This is a genomic window from Streptomyces sp. NPDC041200 (assembly GCF_055591805.1).
In genome coordinates, this window is record NZ_JBVIZF010000003.1 from 482,664 (window position 1) to 500,840 (window position 18,177).

Annotated in this window: 13 protein-coding genes and 2 pseudogenes; 5 read left to right on the top strand and 10 right to left on the bottom strand. The window is 71.7% G+C overall.

Annotated features, from left to right (window positions below; genetic code table 11):
* Nucleotides 1-94 precede the first annotated feature (94 nt).
* The 3 genes from ACZ6CL_RS11895 to ACZ6CL_RS11905 form a co-directional block, all read right to left on the bottom strand.
* Nucleotides 95-2,239: an FUSC family protein gene (locus tag ACZ6CL_RS11895; protein ID WP_468934451.1), complete on the bottom strand. Its 2,145-nt coding sequence runs from the start codon at nt 2,237-2,239 to the stop codon at nt 95-97.
* 29 nt (nt 2,240-2,268) lie between these two features.
* Nucleotides 2,269-3,777: an arabinosylfuranosidase ArfA gene (gene arfA / locus ACZ6CL_RS11900; protein WP_468934454.1), complete on the bottom strand. Its 1,509-nt coding sequence runs from the start codon at nt 3,775-3,777 to the stop codon at nt 2,269-2,271.
* Between the two features lie 332 nt (nt 3,778-4,109).
* Complete coding sequence (locus ACZ6CL_RS11905; RefSeq protein ID WP_468934457.1) at nt 4,110-5,096, bottom strand: arabinan endo-1,5-alpha-L-arabinosidase; 987 nt, start codon at nt 5,094-5,096, stop codon at nt 4,110-4,112.
* Nucleotides 5,097-5,374: 278 nt separating this feature from the next.
* Here ACZ6CL_RS11905 and ACZ6CL_RS11910 point away from each other — a divergent pair, with 278 nt between their 5' ends.
* Nucleotides 5,375-6,766, top strand: coding sequence for a glycoside hydrolase family 30 protein (locus tag ACZ6CL_RS11910; protein ID WP_468934459.1), 1,392 nt, complete (start codon nt 5,375-5,377; stop codon nt 6,764-6,766).
* A 74-nt stretch (nt 6,767-6,840) separates the two neighbouring features.
* On the opposite strand, the gene ACZ6CL_RS11915 is transcribed toward ACZ6CL_RS11910, so the two are convergent.
* The gene (locus tag ACZ6CL_RS11915; RefSeq protein WP_468934461.1) at nt 6,841-7,860 is read right to left on the bottom strand and encodes an NADP-dependent oxidoreductase; all 1,020 of its coding nucleotides are present in this window, start codon (nt 7,858-7,860) and stop codon (nt 6,841-6,843) included.
* A 90-nt stretch (nt 7,861-7,950) separates the two neighbouring features.
* Here ACZ6CL_RS11915 and ACZ6CL_RS11920 point away from each other — a divergent pair, with 90 nt between their 5' ends.
* Complete coding sequence (locus ACZ6CL_RS11920) at nt 7,951-8,379, top strand: MarR family winged helix-turn-helix transcriptional regulator (RefSeq protein ID WP_468934464.1); 429 nt, start codon at nt 7,951-7,953, stop codon at nt 8,377-8,379.
* A gap of 92 nt (nt 8,380-8,471) precedes the next feature.
* Here ACZ6CL_RS11920 and ACZ6CL_RS11925 read toward each other — a convergent pair.
* From ACZ6CL_RS11925 to ACZ6CL_RS11935, 3 genes and pseudogenes are all read right to left on the bottom strand, one after another.
* Nucleotides 8,472-8,756: pseudogene (locus ACZ6CL_RS11925) on the bottom strand (NAD/NADP octopine/nopaline dehydrogenase family protein); the annotation flags it as partial.
* Nucleotides 8,757-8,918: 162 nt separating this feature from the next.
* A complete protein-coding gene (locus tag ACZ6CL_RS11930) occupies nt 8,919-9,767 on the bottom strand; it encodes an SDR family oxidoreductase (protein ID WP_468934467.1) in 849 nt (282 codons plus the stop codon).
* A 141-nt stretch (nt 9,768-9,908) separates the two neighbouring features.
* Nucleotides 9,909-10,790, bottom strand: coding sequence for an SDR family oxidoreductase (locus ACZ6CL_RS11935; protein WP_468934469.1), 882 nt, complete (start codon nt 10,788-10,790; stop codon nt 9,909-9,911).
* An 88-nt stretch (nt 10,791-10,878) separates the two neighbouring features.
* Between ACZ6CL_RS11935 and ACZ6CL_RS11940 the strand changes: the two genes are divergently transcribed.
* Nucleotides 10,879-11,457 carry a TetR/AcrR family transcriptional regulator gene (locus ACZ6CL_RS11940; RefSeq protein WP_468934472.1) on the top strand — a complete coding sequence of 193 codons (579 nt, stop codon included), beginning with the start codon at nt 10,879-10,881 and terminating at the stop codon, nt 11,455-11,457.
* Between the two features lie 167 nt (nt 11,458-11,624).
* Here ACZ6CL_RS11940 and ACZ6CL_RS11945 read toward each other — a convergent pair.
* Together ACZ6CL_RS11945 and ACZ6CL_RS11950 are read right to left on the bottom strand one after the other, a co-directional pair.
* A pseudogene (locus tag ACZ6CL_RS11945) lies at nt 11,625-11,900 on the bottom strand (hypothetical protein); the annotation flags it as partial.
* A gap of 17 nt (nt 11,901-11,917) precedes the next feature.
* Entirely contained in the window at nt 11,918-12,358 is a 441-nt protein-coding gene (locus ACZ6CL_RS11950) for a VOC family protein (RefSeq protein ID WP_468934475.1), read from the bottom strand.
* Between the two features lie 782 nt (nt 12,359-13,140).
* Between ACZ6CL_RS11950 and ACZ6CL_RS11955 the strand changes: the two genes are divergently transcribed.
* Together ACZ6CL_RS11955 and ACZ6CL_RS11960 are read left to right on the top strand one after the other, a co-directional pair.
* Complete coding sequence (locus ACZ6CL_RS11955; protein ID WP_468934477.1) at nt 13,141-14,109, top strand: ATP-binding cassette domain-containing protein; 969 nt, start codon at nt 13,141-13,143, stop codon at nt 14,107-14,109.
* Entirely contained in the window at nt 14,106-14,897 is a 792-nt protein-coding gene (locus ACZ6CL_RS11960) for an ABC transporter permease (protein WP_468934479.1), read from the top strand. Before ACZ6CL_RS11955 ends, ACZ6CL_RS11960 begins: the two co-directional genes overlap by 4 nt.
* On the opposite strand, the gene ACZ6CL_RS11965 is transcribed toward ACZ6CL_RS11960, so the two are convergent.
* Nucleotides 14,878-18,051: an ATP-binding protein gene (locus tag ACZ6CL_RS11965; protein ID WP_468934482.1), complete on the bottom strand. Its 3,174-nt coding sequence runs from the start codon at nt 18,049-18,051 to the stop codon at nt 14,878-14,880. The two genes, ACZ6CL_RS11960 and ACZ6CL_RS11965, sit on opposite strands and share 20 nt — an antisense overlap.
* Nucleotides 18,052-18,177 lie beyond the last annotated feature (126 nt).

Consider the following 18,177-nt stretch of genomic DNA (forward strand, 5'->3'; position numbering starts at 1 on the left):
GCCTACGACCCGCTCCCGTAACACCTGCGCCATGAGCGCGGCAGCGAGCGGTGCCTCTTCCGGTACGGCAGCACGTTCGTGGTCATGACGGGCCCTAGCGGGCCATGGCGTACGACGAGCGCTCGGCGGCCGGGGAGGGCGACAGCCCGGCGGCGAAGGCGTCGACGGCCAGGGCCGTGCGCAGACAGAGGGTCAGGGCGCGGGCCCGGGCGTGGGCGATGCCGTCCGGGGAGCGGTGGTCGGCGAGGTCGGTGAGACCGCCGCGCCGGGCCGCGTCGTCGAAGGACGCCCGCAGGGTGGCGGCCGGGATCGGGGCGCCGCGGTCGAGGGCGTCGGCGAGGGCCGTCAGCTGGTCGTCGAAGAGGGCGGCGATCTCGGCCGCCTCCGGCACCGCGTCGGCCTCGCGGCGCGGCTGCGCGGCGTACAGCTGCGAAGCGCACCGGCTGAGGTCCGCGATCGACCGCTGGATGGACTCGACCTCCTCGGCGCTCCAGCGGGCGCGGTGGCCGCGCGGTTCGTGACGGACCGCGGCGACCGCGGCCTCCAGGCGCTCCCGGGTGTGACGGCTGCGGGAGCGCAGGGAGTCGATGTCCTCGTGGCGGACCACGCCCGGTTCGGTCAGCCCGCCGACCAGGGCGTTCAGCAGTCGCCGCTGGACGTCCGTCCACGCGGCGACCAGGGAGGACAGCCGGTCGTGGTGGTACGTGGGCAGCGCGGTGAAGACCAGGAGCCCGATCAGGGCGCCGAGGAGGGTGTCCGCGGGACGGCCCCAGGCGATGAGGGCGGAGGCCTTGCCCAGGCGGCTGATGAGCACGACGAGCCACGCGGTGATGAAGAAGTTCAGCGCCAACTGGCCGACGCGCAGGGTGAGGAAGACGCACGCAGCGAGCACCACCGCGGCGATCACCAGCCGGTCCGGTGTCCACCAGGCGGGCAGCAGGGCGGCCCAGGCGGCGAGGCCGCCGAGGATCGAGCCGATGGGGCGGGCCCAGCCACGGGCGAAGGTGTGTCCGTAGTCGGGGAACAGCACCAGCATGGTGGTGAGCGCCGCCCAGAAGCCGTGTCCGGGCAGGCCGTGGCCCCAGAAGTCGCCGAGGGCGCGGCCCGCCGCCTCACCCGCCGTGGTGCCGATGGCGACGCGGAGGGCGTGCGCGAACAGCGGGTCGCCGGGGCGCGCCGCGGCCCACAGCCGCCGGAGCCCGGCCCGGGTGGGGTGCTCGGCGGGGAACAGGGCCAGGACGGGGTGTGCCGGACCGGCCACCGGCTTCTGCCGGTCGGCCCAGAGGGCGACGAGCCGCCCGGCCTCGTTCAGTGACGGCAGCAGCTCATCGGCCATCGCGCCGTGCCAGGCCTCCAGGGTCCGTACGGCGTGCGGCGCGAGGGGCAACCGGCGGGAGGTGCGCAGGGCGCGCGCCACGGAGTCGAGCGCTTCGGCGATCTCCTCGCGGGGCGCCTTCGGGGTGTCGGGCGCGAGCAGCAGGGCGCGCCGGACGCGTTCGGCCTCGACGAGCAGTCCGTAGAGCGGTGCCGCGCCGGGGCGGGCGAAGCGCGGCAGCAGGTCCAGTGCCCTGCGGGCGGCGGTGAACGGCGCCGGGGCGGGGTAGCCGCCGGTCGCCCCGCCGCGCGCGTGCGTCGCCAGCGAGGCGTAGAGCGCGGCCAGCGCCTTGCGCTGCGCGGGGTGCCGCCGCCCGTACGGGGGCAGCAGCTGGGCGGCGAAGGTGAGGGCCGCGCCCGCGGCCATCCAGCGCACCATCACCAGCCCCGCCCCGACCGTGGCGGCGAGATCGGCGGTGATCATGCAGCCGATGACGACCAGGCAGGCGCGGATACCGGGCGCCACGCCCAGCGCCCGCCACAGACCGGCCAGATACGCGAGGACCGCGAGGGCGATCAGGAACCACCAGCCCGCCTGGTGCAGCCAGACACCGGCGAGGGCGGCGAGCGTGAAGCCCGCGCCCATCCAGAACGCGTTCACCGCCCGGTGCCGGACCGGTGCCAGCAGAGTGCCGATGCCGCAGATGAAGGCGCCCACCGACAGCATGACCCAGGCCAGCGGATCGCCGGTCAGCCCGCCGATCACCGCGGCGGCGACGACCGCCAGGACCGCCCGCACGATCGCGCCGGGCTCCGAGAGAACGCGTTCCATGGTCAGCGCGGCCCGGAAGCTACGGCCGACCGCCGATGTCCATCCCTGTATCGCGTTCTGTGTCCCGTCCTGTAGCTCGCGCACCGTACTCATATAGGTGCACTATACAAGTTATTTGCGGCCTACCCCAAACGGATCACGTTCCAGGACATCGGCTCCAGCGTGGCGCTCAGCACACCGTCCGCCAGCACGGTGCCCTCGCCCGGGTGCGGGGCGACGCGCTCGGGGTCGGCGAGGGTGTTACGGGCCTCCGGGTCGGCGTCGGCGAGGACGCTGTGCTCGACGACACGGGCGGGCGCCATCCCGTGCAGCGCCACCTCCATCGGGAGCGGCCGGTGCTGGTCGCGGTTGACGGCGAAGACGGTGACCGCGCCGGTCTCCTCGTTCCGTACGGCCGTGGCGTGCAGCAGGGGCACCTCGCCGTACTCCGCCGTCTCGTGCGCGGGGCTGTCGACGGCGACCTGGAGCACCCGGCCGCGGCCGTACGCCGAGGCCTGGGCGAAGGGGAAGAAGGTCGTCTGGCGCCAGGCCGGACCGCCCGGTTCGGTCATGATCGGGGCGATGACGTTGACGAGCTGGGCGAGGCAGGCGACCGCCACCCGGTCGGCGTGGCGCAGCAGCGCGATGAGGAGCGAGCCGAAGACGACGGCGTCGGTGACGGAGTAGTTGTCCTCCAGCAGCCGCGGCGTCTCCTCCCAGTTGAGCGGCTCGGCGTTCGCGAAGCGGCTCTGGTACCAGACGTTCCACTCGTCGAAGGAGAGGTTGATCTTCTTCTTCGACTTCAGCCGGGCGCCCACGTGATCGCAGGTCGCGACCACGTTCTCGATGAAGGACTCCATGTCGACGGCGGAGGCGAGGAAGGAGTCGCGGTCGCCGTCGCGCTCCTCGTAGTAGGCGTGCAGGGAGATGTAGTCGACCAGCTCGTAGGTGTGCTGGAGGACCGTGGCCTCCCAGGCGGCGAAGGTCGGCATGGCCTGGTTGGAGCTGCCGCAGGCGACGAGTTCCACGTCCGGGTCGATCTGGCGCATCGCGCGGGCGGTCTCGGCGGCCAGCCGTCCGTACTCCTTCGCGGTCTTGTGGCCGGTCTGCCAGGGGCCGTCCATCTCGTTGCCCAGACACCACATCCGGATGGCGTACGGGTCCTTGTCGCCGTGCCCGACGCGGCGGTCGGACAGCGCGGTGCCCGACGGGTGATTGGCGTATTCCTGCAGTTCGAGGGCCTCGGCGACACCGCGCGTGCCGAGGTTGAGCGCCATCATGGGCTCGCCGCCGACCTTGCGGACGAAGTCGATGTACTCGGAGAGCCCGAAGCGGTTGGTCTCGGTCGAGCGCCAGGCGAGGTCGAGGCGGCGGGGACGCTCCTCGGCGGGGCCGGTGCCGTCCTCCCACTTGTAGCCGGAGACGAAGTTGCCGCCGGGGTAGCGGAGGGCGGTGACCCCGAGTTCACGGATGAGGTCGAGGACGTCGGTGCGCAGCCCGGCCTCGTCGGCGGCGGGGTGGCCGGGCTCGTAGACGCCGGTGTAGACGCAGCGACCGAGGTGTTCGACGAACGAGCCGAAGAGACGGGGGTCGACATCGCCGACGGCGAAGGCGGGGTCGAGGGTGAACCGGGCGGGGGCGGTCGACTGCATGGCGGCGCCTCTCTACTCCTCGTTCGATATGCCGGATAGGGGTCGCATATCCGAACGTGACGGTAAGAGCTGGCCGCCCGCGCGTCAACGCCTCCACCCCGGGCCACATACGCCCACGGTGGCACCCATCCCGCGCCGGAAGGCCGGAGTGCGCCGCAACGTGGCGGCCGGCGCACGCCCCGGAACCGGGGCGCCCCATCTCCCTGCGGCGCCTGCCGCCACGCGGACCCGCCCGGCCGTTCGACCGCCTGGGGCGCAGCCCGGAAACGGGGGCCCGGGGGTGCCCCCGGTTCGGGAAGGGGCGGGGTGGGGAAAGCCTCCCGCGCCGCGCCTCAGTACGCGGTCGGCCAGCCGCCGCTCCAGCTCAGCAGGTTGACGCCGAGCTTGGCGGTGCCATTCGCCTGGCCGTCGTAGTAGTGGTAGACGAGCAGGTCACCGTCGGCGTCGCTCATGATCGACTGACCGCCGGGGCCGATGTAGCGGCCGTGGGACTCCAGGACCGGTGAGCCGCCGTTGTTCATCATGCTGACCCCGTTCTTGTCGTAGTACGGCCCGGTGGGCTGGGTGGCGCGGCCGACCTTGATCTTGTACGTGGAGCTGGTGCCCGCGCAGCAGGTGTCGTAGGACGCGAACAGGTAGTAGTAGCCGTTGCGCTTGACGACGGACGGCCCCTCGACCGCCTTGGTGCCGGTGGGCCGGGAGGCGATGCCGTAGACGGTCTTGTCGGCCGCGTACTGCTTGCCGGTGGCGGGGTCGAGCCGGATCGTCTTCAGCCCCGACCACCACGAGCCGAAGGACAGCCACCACTTCCCATCGCCGTCGACGAAGAGGTTGGGGTCGATGGCGTTGTAGTCGCTGCCGCCGGTGGTGGAGTGGACGATGCCGTAGTCGGTCCAGGTGCCCGCCTTGCCGCTCGGCGAACTGGCGAAGCCGATGGCGGAGTTGCTGGAGCCGAAGGACGAGACGGCGTAGTACATCAGGTACTTGCCGCCGTGGTACGAGATGTCCGGCGCCCAGGGGTCGTTGCCCGAGGAGTACGTCTTCCACCAGGACGGCGGGGAGTTGAAGGCGTTCCCCGAGCGGCTGAAGGCGATCCGGTCGGTGGAGGTGCGGGCCTCCAGACCGCCGTGGGTGGAGTAGAGCAGATAGGTGCCGTCGGTGGCGCGGAGCATCGTCGGGTCGTGGACGGTGATGTCGCCCGTCACCCGGCCCGGGTTCGGGTAGGCGGAGGCGCTGGTCGGGAGTAACGCGAGCAGGAGCGCGGCGGGCAGGGTTAGGGCGCGTCCGCAAAGTCGCGCCGGGCCCGCGACGCCTGGCACGCACGCTCGCTGCGTTGTCGGGCCCGTCCAAGTAGGCCCACTACGAGGACGACCCTCCGCCTTGCGATCGCACGCACCAGACGCCGCGGGCTGATCCGACGCGACCTTGCGGACACGCCCTAGCCATCTGATGCCGTGACGGGTTCTCATCCGGCGGTTCTCCTCTCGAAGGTGGGGGCGTGCACTGTCTCTTGACCGGGGTGGGGGCCGCCTCTAGCGTGCGGCCGACGTTACGGAAACGTTCCGGAAGTTTTCGGAGCCTGGGAAGGGAAGTTTTCGTGATCAAGACGGTCCGTACCGCTCTCGTCGGCACACTCGCCGCCGCCCTGATCCCTCTGGCCACGCCGTCCGCCGCCGCTGAGCAACCTTCCACCCCCGGCGCGGATTTCGGAAGACCTCTCCAGCCGATCGATGGCTTCGGATTCTCGGAGGCCTTCCAGCGCGCCGATCTGATGCGCGGCGCGGGTGGGCTCACTCCCGAGCACCGGCGGGAGGTGCTGGATCTGCTGCTGAACCGGCGCACCGGCGCGGGGCTCAGCATCCTGCGGCTGGGCATCGGCTCGTCGTCGGACGAGGTCTACGACCACATGAAGTCCATCCAGCCCACCGACCCGGGCGGCCCGGACGCCCCGCCGCGCTACGAGTGGGACGGCAAGGACGGCGGCCAGGTGTGGCTGGCCAAGGAGGCGAAACGGTACGGCGTCCAGCGCTTCTACGCCGACGCCTGGAGCGCGCCCGGCTACATGAAGACGAACGGGACGGACGCGAACGGCGGCAACCTCAAGCCGGAATGGCGGCGCGCCTACGCCGACTACCTCGTCCAGTACGCGAAGTTCTACCGCCAGGAGGGCATCCGGATCACCGACCTCGGCTTCACCAACGAGCCGGATCTCACCACGTCCTACGCCTCCATGCGGTTCACGCCGAAGGAGGCGGCGGAGACCGTGAAGGCGGTCGGCCCGGCGGTCCGGCGCGCCGGGATCAACCTGGTGTGCTGCGACGCGGCCGGATGGGACCAGCAGGCCGAGTACAGCGCGGCGATCGAGGCGGACCCGGAGGCGTCGCGGTACGTGGGCACGCACACCGGCCATCCGTACGTCACGCCCTCGGACCAGCCGCTGCCGACGGCCCGGCGCACCTGGATGTCGGAGTGGAGCCCCAACGGCACGACGTGGAACGAGGCGTGGGACGACGGCAGCGGCTATGACGGGCTCGCCGTCGCCGAGGCGATCCACACGACGCTCGCGGACGCGCGGGCGAGCGCGTACGTGTACTGGTTCGGCGCCTCGATCGGGGCGACGCGGGGCCTGATCCAGCTCGACGGCGCGGACTACCACGTCTCGAAGCGGCTGTGGGCGCTCGCCGCGTACAGCCGCTTCGTACGGCCGGGGGCGGTGCGGGTCGCGGCGTCGGCCGGGGCGGCCGCGGCGGACGGCGTGAAGGTGACGGCCTTCCGGAACCGGGACGGAGGGCGGGTGCTGGAGATCCTCAACACGGGCCGGGAGCCGGTCCGTACGGACTTCCGCGTCGGCGGCGGACGCGGTGCCGGTGACGTGTACCGGACCGATGAGACGCACTCGCTGAGCCGGGTCGGCCGGGCGGTGGTGCGGGGCGGCACGCTGGATGTGGATCTTCCGCCCCGCGCGCTGACGACGGTGGTCCTGCCGTAGCGCGCCGGGACGAACCGGTGCCCCGGCCGCCGCGGCCGGGGCACCTCTCAGCCGTTTCGGCCGTTTCAGCCGTTTCAGTCGTCGAGGGCGACGATCATCTTGCCGATGTTGTCGCCGCGGAGCATGCCGAGGAACGCGTCCGCCCCGTTCTCCACGCCCTTGACGATGGTCTCGCGGTAGCGCAGCTTGCCGTCCCGCACCCAGGCGCCGACCTCTTCGAAGAACTGCGGCTGGAGGTGGTTGTGGTCGTTGACCAGCATGCCCTGCATGCGCAGCCGCTTGCCGATGATGAGCGCGAGGTTGCGGGGGGCGGCGGGCGGCTCGGTCACGTTGTACTGCGCGATCATGCCGCAGATGGTGATGCGACCGTGCACCTTGATGCTGCTGAGGGCGGCCTCCAGGTGGTCGCCGCCGACGTTGTCGAAGTAGACGTCGATGCCGTCGGGGGCGGCCTCCTTCAGCTGCTCGGCGACCGGGCCGTTCTTGTAGTTGAACGCCGCGTCGAAGCCGTACTCGTCGAGCAGCAGCCGCACCTTCTCGTCCGAGCCCGCGCTGCCGATGACCCGCGAGGCGCCCTTGAGCTTGGCGATCTGGCCGACCTCACTGCCGACCGCGCCGGCCGCGCCGGACACGAACACCGCGTCGCCCTCCTTGAACGACGCGACCTCCAGCAGCCCCGCGTAGGCGGTGAGGCCCGTCATCCCGAGCACCCCGAGGTACGAGGTGAGCGGGGCGACCTCCGGGTCCACCTTCACCGCGCGCTTGCCGTCCACCACCGCGTACTCGCGCCAGCCCGCGAAGTGCAGGACGTGGTCGCCGACCGCGACGCCCTCCGCGTTCGAGGCGATCACCGTGCCGACCGCGCCGCCCTCCATCGGCTGGTCCAGCTGGAACGGCGGCACGTACGACTTCACGTCGTTCATCCGCCCGCGCATGTACGGGTCCACCGACATGTACAGGTTGCGGACGAGTACCTGGCCCGGACCCGGCTCGGCCACCGGGACCTCGCGCAGCGCGAAGTCCTCCGGCTTCGGCCAGCCCTGGGGGCGGGCGACGAGGTGCCATTCACGGCCGGTGGCGGGGATCGCCGACATGGGGGTGCCTCCTCTTAATTACTTCACTACCTGAAACAATCATGTGCCTCGATATTTCATGTTGTCAAGTAAACGGGTAACCTGAGCGGCATGACGTCCACCATCGACCCGCTGACCCTCGAGGTCGTCGAGCTGATCGGCACCATCGTGGCCCGTTATCACGAGGAGTACGAGGAAGCCGCCGCCAAGCACGCCCTCACCGGCGCCCAGGCCCGTGTCCTGGGCCTGCTCTCCCGGGGGCCGACGCCCATGCGGCGGATAGCGCAGCAGCTCAAGTGTGAGCCGTCGAACGTCACCGGGATCGTGGACCGCCTGGAGTCCCGTGGCCTCGCCGAGCGCCGCCTCGACCCCGCCGACCGCCGCGTGAAGCTCGCCGCCGCGACGGAGGCGGGCCGCGAGACCGCCCAGCGCCTCCGCGGCTCCCTGGACTTCGCCCGCGAGCCGCTGGCGGGGCTGTCGGCGGATGAGCGGACGGTGCTGCGGGACCTGCTGCAACGGATGCTGGGCGTGACGCCGTAGCGCTGCCCCAGAAGGCGCGAGGCCGTCCGGGGCAGCGCTGCGCGGCCACCGGCCACGAAGTCTTGTCCGCAGAGGGGCCCGCTGAGGGCGACGAACGAGTCGGTCAGGGGCAGGGAGAGCCCGATCTGCGCGGCCAGCGAACTCCAGATGACCAGTCCGAAGCCGATGTCCTCGGTGAAGTACCGGTGCTTGACCGAGTCGGGTTCGGGGAATCCCTGACGGCCGTAGCCCTGCACGACGCGCTCGACGAAGCTGCCCTCGGTCACCCCGTAGGCGGTGTTGAGGAAGTCCCAGAAGCTGGCCGCCTTCACTCCGAGGGCGTCCGCCAGGGCGAGGCGTTCGCGGTCCAGGGCGTCGATGACCTCGGCGATGCGCGGTGTCCATGCGCGCCAGCTCGGCGCCGCTGACGGCTTGTCCGAGGTCGGTCGTCAGAGACGAGCGGCGCGGGGAAGCCGGTGTGAGGCTCCCGCTCTCGCGCCAGTAGTCGCCCAGCCTCGGGGCGCCGGGATCGCCACCGGCACCGCGGGTCAACGACAAGCTCAGCGGAAGTCGTCGGAGTGGTCGGCGGCCCACTGGGCGTACGTGTGCGCCGGCGTGCCGGTGATCTTTTCGGCGATGATGGAGGTCAGGGCCGGGACGCCGTTGGCGGCGGCCCACTGACTCACGATTGCCTCGGCCACGACCGGATGCATTGTTCTGCCCACTTCCGCGCGAGCCTGCTCGTCGGAGACGTGTTCGATCCGGATGCGGCGGCCGAGGGCCTCGCCGATGTACTCGACCTGCCGTTGCAGGGTCAGGGACTCGGCTCCGTAGATGGTGTATGCCTGGTGCGAGTGGCCCGGTTCGGTCAGGGCGGTCACCGCAAGCGCCGCGATGTCCTTCTCGTGCACCGGTGCGGACTGTGCGAGCGGATAGGGAAGACGGACGACGTTGTCCGTGCGGATCGATTCGGCCCACCAGGTGCGGGTGTTGGTCGCGAATGTCCCCGGCCTGAGGAACGTCCAGTCCATGCCGGACCGTTGGATGGCCTGCTCGATCGTGCGGTTCAGGCGGGGGACCGGGTGGTCGGCGTCGGGGTTCAGGACCGACACTGACGAGAGCAGAACCACCTGCCGGATCCCCGCGGCTGTGGCCGCCGCGGCGACCTTCTCGATGTCGTAGGGCTTCCGGGGGTCGAGCATTCCGTAAAGGAACACCCTGTCGGCACCGTCGAGCGCGGCGGGCAGCGTCTCGGGGCGCTCCAGGTCGGCGGCGACGGCTTCCCACCCGGGCGTCGAGCCCGCGGCTGGGGTCCTGCTGACTGCTCTGACCTGCTCACCGGCGGCCAGCAGGCCATCGGCCACGTGACGACCGACGTTACCGCGAGCGCCGAAGACAACTGCCACCATGATGGGACCTCCTGTTGGTTGTGGACGTGAATGGCCGCACAGCGGCGATGCCGTGGAGACTCACTTTCGCCACGGACATGTCGACAGTGCGGGACGTGTTGTGCTGGCGCGAGCGCCGTAAGCGGGCCTTCCGGCCGCTGCTCAGGGCTGGATGTTCTCCAGGTCCTCCAGGAGGCTGGGGTGCTTCGGCTCCCAGCCGAGGGTCTGCCGGGTGTGGGCGCTGGACGAGGGCTGGTCGTTCGCGAAGATCGGGCCGAGAGGGCCGTACGTCTGCGATGGCACCGACTCGACCGGCAGGCCCAGCCGTCGGCCGATGACCGCGGCGATGTCCCGCACCTGGTCTCCCTCGTCGGCCACGGCGTGCCAGGAGGTACCGGCTTCCGCCTGTTCCAGAGCGAGCCGCAAGAGGTCTGCCGCGTCGAGCGCGTGGACGGCCGGCCAGCGCTGTGTGCCGTCGCCCGGGTAGCCGGACACTCCGGTCCGGCGTGCGATGCCGGTCAGCAAGCCGGCGAACCCGCCCGTGCCTTGGCTGTGGACCGTGCGCGGCAGGCGTACGGCCGTGCTCCGGACCCCGCGCGAGGCAAGGCCCAGCACCGCCGTGACCGCGCGACCGCGACCGCCGACCGGCCCCTCGGTCGGCAGCGGGTCGGCCTCGGTGGAGACGCGGCCCGGCACCTGGGGCGTACCCGAGACGGTCACGAAGGGGCGTTCGCTGCCGACGAGTTCCTCGCCGAGGGTCGCGAGGGCGGCACTCTCCTCGGCGACATTCTTCGCGAGGGCCTCGGGACTGCTGAAGTCATTGCCGAATGCCAGGTGGATGACCCCGTCGGCCAGAGCGACGCCAGCACGAAGGACGTCCAGATCGGCGAGGGCTCCCCGGAGCGGCTCGGCGCCAGCCGCCTCGGCAGCGAGCGCGGACGCGTCGGAACGGGCGAGTGCGAGGACGGTGTGGCCGTTGCCGAGCAGTGCGGCGACGACGGTGGACCCGATCAGACCGGTCCCACCGGTGACGAAGACGCGCATGGAAAGCCTCCCGCAAGTGATGGGACTCTTGTCCCGTCACACGTTACCAGGGTGACGGGACAAGAGTCCCATCGCATATGCTGGCCCCATGGGTAGGTGGGAACCAGGCGCACGCGAGCGCCTCGTCGTGGCCGCAGTCGACCTGTTCACCGAGCAGGGGTACGACGCCACGACGGTCGCGCAGATCGCCGAGCGCGCCGGGGTCACCAAGAGCACCTTCTTCCGGCACTTCCCCGACAAGCGCGAGCTGCTGGTGGCCGGACAGGAGACGCTGAGCCGGCTGCTGACCGAGGGGATCGCTGAGGCGCCCGATGACGCCAGCCCGCTTGAGGCGGTCGCTGCCGGTCTTGAGCGCGCGTCGAGCACGATGGGCCCCATGAATCGCGAGCTCGCCCCGCGCCTGAAGGCTGCCGTCGCCGCTAGCGTTGAGCTTCAAGAGCGTGACGCCCTCAAGACCGTCAGCCTCGCGGCCGCGATGACGACCGCCCTGGTCGCCCGCGGCCTGTCCGAACCGACCGCGGCCCTCGCGAGCGAGCTGGGCGTCCTCGCCTTCAAGCGCGGGTTCGCCGAATGGTCCGAGGGCGACCCTGACGGCGAGGACAAGCTCACCGGGTACGTCCTGGCGGCCCTGGATGAGCTGCGTACGGTGAGTGCGTCGCTGAGCTGACCGGACAGATCCTCCCGCTCATCGGCTGGTTGCGCATCGACCCATCGCTCGTCAGGCTCGCAGACGGACGCGGCTCCGCCACAGCGCGCTCATGCGTGCGGCTTTACTGTGCCCCGGAGCCCTGGCCCGGACGGCTTGCTACGGGGTCCCGGTCCCGAGGGCGTTGACGCGGTTCTCGTACTCGCGGCGGGCCTTGCGGCCGTGACGGCCGGGCGGCGCCCGCCCTTGTTGCCCTTGGCCTCGGCGGCCCGCAGCCCGTCGTAGGTCAGTTCCCGCTGTAGGTCGCGCGGGAGTTCGCCGGCGGCCGCGAGGGTCCGCACCATGAACTTCACGGTGGACAGCTCTCCGGTGCGCGGGTGGCGGGCGGTGAGGTCCATCGCGGAGAACGCGCCGTCGTGAATGTGCAGGGCGAGGCGACCCTCGATGATCTCGTTCGGCCGCATGGTTCGATTTCTCCTTCTCAGCGCAGTTGCTCGGCCAGCCCGACGATGATGCCCTCCGGGCCGCGGACGTAGCAGAGCAGATAGCTGTCCTCGAACCGGGCGATCTCGCCGACGAGTTCGGCGCCGTGAGGGCGCAGGCGGGCAACGGTGTCCTCGATGTCGTCGACGGCGAACATGACGCGGTGCGTGCCCAGGATGTTGTGCGGCCGGTTGCGCGGCCCGGCGCCGATCACCGCGGGGCTGCGGTACTTCGCCAGCTCGAGCCGGCTGTGACCGTCCGGGGTCCGGACCATCGCGATGTCACAGCGGACGCCGTCGAGTCCGGTGCACTGGTCGGCGACGAGGCCCTCGACCTCCGCCCTGCCCTCCAGCTCCATACCGAGTTCCACGAAGAACGCGATGGCGGCCTCCATGTCCTCGACGACGATGCCGACGTTGTCCATCCGCTGAATCGCCATGCTGGTTTCTCCTTCTTCCTCGTGCGGCCGGTGGTGGCCGCTGATATCCCTGGGACGGAGCCGGTGACACGTTCTCGACATCCGCAGACCGCCGAACTCCGAAAAATCTGAATCGCGCCTCAGCACCGCCACAGCAGACCCGCGAGCCAGGCGCCACCACCGAGGGTGAGTGCGGCGCAGGTGGCCGCTCCCATGAAGACGATCAGCCGCAGCGCGCCGTCCCCCCTTTTTCAATGCTTCCTCGACGATTCGCAGCGTGCGCGCTTGAGCACTGCGCCTCCCCGATTAATTCACTGTGCCGGGTCACCCTTGGCGGGTGGAGTTCCCCGTGCCGCTCGCCCTCGCCGCACCCGTCCGGGGGCGCGCTGCCCCCGGCGGGCCGTCCCGGCCGGGTTCACGGTGATCCCCCGGGGCAAGACCGGCTGCTACGGGCTCGTCGGCCCGGCCTGACCGAAGGCGTCGACGAGGAGAAGCTGACCGCGAACGCGCTGTGGGAGGCGGTGACCGGCAAGCCGGGCACCCAGACCTGGTACGAGAGCGTGCACAACACCTGCCGCAGCCCGCAGTCCGAGGCGGCCCGGCTCCGGCAGAGCGCGGCGAGGCTCCCGGGTGTGCCAGCCAGGTCACGATGTCGTCTGTCACCACCGACCCGACGTGCCCTGGTCGCGCGTATTCGGCCGGGTTGGGGTGGCCGCTGCCGGAGATAATCGGCGTCTTCGGTTTCAGGGCACTGGAAGCGCGCTGAAACCGCGCTGAACCCGCCTCGCCGCAAGCTGTGCGGCATGACGACGACATCGAACGCCCTCGCCATCGCGGCCAAGGGGCTGCACAAGGCGTACGGGGAGAAGAAGGTCCTCGACGGCATCGACCTGGCCGTCCCCGAAGGAACGATCTTCTCCCTGCTCGGCCCGAACGGCGCGGGCAAGACCACCGCCGTCAAGATCCTCTCCACCCTCGTCACCGCCGACGCCGGCCACCTGCGCGTCGGCGGCCACGACCTCGCCACCGACCCGCAGGCGGTCCGCGCCGCCATCGGCGTCACCGGGCAGTTCTCCGCCGTCGACGGCCTGATCACCGGCGAGGAGAACATGCTCCTCATGGCCGACCTGCACCACCTGCCCAAACGCGAGGGACGGCGGGTCGCCACCGAACTCCTGGAACGCTTCGACCTGGTCGAAGCCGCGAAGAAGCCCGCCGCCACCTACTCCGGCGGCATGAAACGCCGCCTCGACATCGCCATGACCCTGGTCGGCAACCCGCGCATCATCTTCCTCGACGAACCCACCACCGGCCTCGACCCCCGCTCCCGCCACACCATGTGGCAGATCATCCGCGAACTCGTCACGAGCGGCGTCACCGTCTTCCTCACCACCCAATACCTGGAAGAAGCCGACCAACTCGCCGACCGCATCGCCGTACTGAACGACGGCAAGATCGCCGCCCACGGCACCGCCGACGAACTGAAACGCCTCATCCCCGGCGGCCACATCCGGCTCCGCTTCACCGACCCGGCCGCCTACCAGTCCGCAGCCTCCGCGCTGCGCGAGGCCACCCGCGACGACGAAGCCCTCGCCCTGCAGATCCCCAGCGACGGCAGCCAGCGCGAACTGCGCTCCCTCCTCGACTGGCTGGACTCCGCCGGAATCGAGGCCGACGAACTGACCGTGCACACCCCCGACCTCGACGACGTGTTCTTCGCCCTCACCAGCGACACCAACGTCCCCCACCAGCCCAAGGAGACCGTCCGATGAGCACTCTCCCCCTCGCCGTCCGCGACTCCGCCACCATGCTGCGCCGCAACCTCCTCCACGCCCGCCGATACCCCTCCCTCACGCTGAACATCCTGCTGACGCCGATCATCCTGCTGCTGCTCTTCGTCTACGTCTTCGGCGACGTGATGAGCGCGGGCATCGGGGGCGGCGGCGCCGATCGCTCCGAGTACATCGCCTACCTCGTTCCGGGCATCCTGGTGATGACCATCGGCGCCACCCCGGCGGGGACCGCGGTCTCCGTCTCCATGGACATGTCCGAGGGCATCATCGACCGCTTCCGCACGATGGCCATCCACCGCGGCTCCGTGCTCATCGGACATGTCCTCGGCAGCGTGCTGCAGGCGGTCATCAGCGTGGTGCTCGTCGGCGCCGTGGCCGTGGCCATCGGCTTCCGGTCCACGGACGCCACCACCCTGGAGTGGCTGGCCGCGTTCGGGCTGCTCACGCTGTTCGCCACGGCGCTCACCTGGATGGCCGTCGGGATGGGCATGGCCAGCCCGAACGCCGAGGCGGCCAGCAACAACGCGATGCCGCTGATCATGCTGCCGTTCATCTCCAGCGCCTTCGTGCCCATCGACGCGATGCCGGACTGGTTCCAGCCGATCGCCGAGTACCAGCCGTTCACCCCCGCCATCGAGACCCTGCGCGGGCTGCTGCTCGGCAGCGAGATCGGCAACAACGGGTGGATCACGATCGGCTGGTCCCTGGGGCTGACCGTGCTCGGCTACTTCTGGTCGAAGTCGCTGTTCAGGCGCGACCCGAAATGAGCGCGCGGGCGGCCTCCGGCAACTCGTCCCGCCCCAGGGCGGCGTACTCCGACACCGCGTCGGCGTACGCCGCCCCATGGGCGTCCTCGGCCGCCCGCCGGGCGCGGGCCGCCGACATCGTCGGCTGGAAATCGCGCAGCGCCCGCAGCCGTTCGGCCAGCGCGATCATCCGCACGGCGGACCCGTCGCCGGACCCGTCGCCGGACGCGATCCCCGCCATGCCGAGCGCGTGCAGCACCGTCCCAAGGACAGGCAGCTCCATGGGCGGGCAGGACGGGCCGGACAGCAGCGTCCGCAGCCGTTCGACCTCCTCCGCGACCAGCTCGGGGCGACCGGCGTGCGCGTGCGCCGCCACCGCCGCCGAGTGGATCTGCAGCGCCCACTGGTCGACCCAGGGGTCGCCGCCGTACGGCGAACCGGCCTCGAACATCCGCGCCACGGCGCGGCGCCACAGGCCGAGCCCGGCCTCCGTCTGCCCGCGGGCGAGCGCGATCTCGGCGCGCACGCCGAGGTCGGGGCTGTAGAAGGCGTCCTGCTGCCGAACGCTGTCCCCCTCCGCCTGCCGCAGCCAGTACTCGGCCTCGTCGGGATCACCGCGCTGCAGACAGGCGAGGGCGAGGCCCCAGCGGATGCCGATGTAGTCGTGCTCGCCGCCGAGCCGCCGCAGCGTCTCCAGCGCGGTCCTGAGGTGCCCGTACGCGGCCTCGCCCTCCCCCAGCTTCAAGCACAGCTCGCTCAGCCGGGAGTGGGCCATGACCTGTATGGACGGGTTGTCGGTCCGTGCCAGTGCGGCGATCATCCGCCGAGCCGAGGCGAGCGCGCCGTCGATGTCGTGCTCGTACTCCCAGACGTAGGTGGCGACGCACTCGGCGATACCGGCGACCAGCGGCCGCTCGCTGTCGCAGAGCTTGCGCAGCACGTCGTAGCGGGGAGGCAGCATCTCGGGGACCGCGCTCAGCACCACCGCGGTGGCGCGCAGCAGCGTGTCCGGCGGAGCCGGGGGCAACCGCCGGAGGGTGACGAGGTGGCGCACGACGTGCGGGCCGAAATTCATGAACAGGCCCGCCGTGCACAACACCGCCGCGGTGCGGGCGACTTCGACGGATGCGGGCTCGGGGTGGTAATGCGACAGCGGCGGGCCGGTGTCCGCGGCGAGGGTGGCGAGGCGGAGGTAGTCGGAGTCGGTGGACCACAGCGCGGCGAGGACGGCGGTGAGGGCGGCGGTGGTGGGGCCGTCCGTACGGGCCAGGGCGTGCCGCAGGGCCAGCACGAGGTTGTCCTGCTCGGGCCTGATCCGCTTCCCGGCGGCCAGGGGGTCCGAGCCGAAGAGCCAGTCGTGGTGCGCGACCCCGAAGTCCCGCGCCCAGGCGAGGAACCGGCCGATGGCCTCCTCTTCCTCGCCCGCCTCCGCGCGCCGGGCCGCGCTGAACTCCCGTACGGTCTCCAGCATCCGGAACCGCACGCCGACCGGGGTGTCGGCGACGGTGAGCAGCGACTGACCGGCCAGCTGCTCCAGCAGGGACAGCGCGTCCTCGCCCAGCACCTGCTCGCCCGCCTCGCCGGAGAAGCCGCCGGGGAAGACGGACAGCGTGCGCAGCGCCGCCCTGGCGTCCTCCGCGAGCAGGTTCCAGCTCCACTCCACGACCGCGTGCAGCGTGCGGTGGCGCTCCGGTGTGTCCCGCGCCCCGCCGCGCAGCAGCGCGAACCGGTCGCCGAGGCGGCGGGCGATCTCCGGCACCGACAGCACCCGCACCCGCGCGGCGGCCAGCTCCACGGCGAGCGGCAGCCCGTCGAGGTGGCGGCACAGCTCGGCCACCGCGTCCGGCGGCAGCGCCACGCCGGGCCGGGCGGCCCTGGCCCGCTGGGTGAACAGCTCGACCGAGGTGTCGAGACCCAGCTCCGGCAGCGCGTACACCGCCTCCGACGTCAGGCCCAGCGGGGCCCGGCTGGTGGCGAGCACCCGCAGGTCCTTCGAGGCGAAGACCAGGGCACGTACGAGGTCGGCGGCGCCCCGGATGACCTGCTCGCAGTTGTCCAGCACCAGCAGCGCGGGCCCGGAGCCGAGCACACCGAGGATGCCGGTCACCGGGTCGGCCGCGGCATGGCCGCTCAGGGCGCCGTGCCGCCTCTCCCCCGCGCCGAGCGCGGAGGCCACCTCCGCGGCCACGTCGTCGTCCGCGGTGACACCGGCGAGCGGCACGCAGTACACCGACACCACGCGCTGCTCGTTCCCCAAGCTCTCGGCTTCGCTCGAGCGGGGGAGACCCCATTGACGGCTGACGGCGTGCGCGAGCCGGGTCTTGCCGAGGCCACCGGGCCCGACGGCGGTGACGGCGCGGGAGGTGCGCAGCAACGCCTCCACCGCCGCGATGTCCTCATCCCGGCCCAACAGCGGGTTCGGCTCGTGCGGCACGCCGTGCCGGACCACGGGCGCCTCGCCGCGCAGCAGCTCCCGCTGTACGGCCCGGAGCCCGGAGCCCGGATCGGCGCCCAGCTCATCGCGCAGCTCGCGGCGGTACGCCTCGTACCGCGTCAGCGCGGCGGCCGGGCCCGCCGTCGCCGCCTCGCAGCGCAGCAGCTCGGCGAGCACCTCCTCGTCGCGCGGACGCTCCGCGGCGGCCGCGGCCAGCGGCCCGGCCGCCTCCGCGTGCCGCCCCAGCCGGGCGAGCGCGAGCGCCCGCGCGCGGACGAGCGTGCCGCGGACGGGGGCGCGCTCGGCGCGCAACGCGGCCACGGGGTCGTCGGTGTCACCGGTCCCGTCAGGGGTCCCCTCCCACAGCGCGAGCCCGGCCTCGGCCGCCGCCAGCGATCCCGCGTGGTCCCCGGCCCTGGCCCGGTCCGCGCTCGCGGCGGCGTGCAGCAGCAGAGCGGAGCTGTCGATCTGATCCTCGGCGAGGGTGAGCCGGTATCCGGTCGGCGTGCCCGCGATGACGTCGGCGCCCAGCTGCGCCCGCGCCCTGGACACGAGCACCTGCACCGCTTTCCCCGGCCGCTCCGGCAACTCCCCCGGCCACAGCCCGGCCACGAGCCGCTCGATGCCACAGCCCGTGCGCACATCGCCCGCGAGTAGCGCGAGGAGGGCGCGAAGCCGGGGCGCGGTGACCTCCCGCCCGCGATAGGCGACACGCGGCAGCAGAGTCAGATCGGTGGTCACCCGTGAAGACTAGGACCTGTCCGGCCGATCATGTGACTGCCCCATGCTTGGCTCGTCGTTGTGGACAAGAGCGGTTCGGCCCCTGGAAGACCGTTTGTCAGCCCAGCCAACCCAAGGCGACCCTGG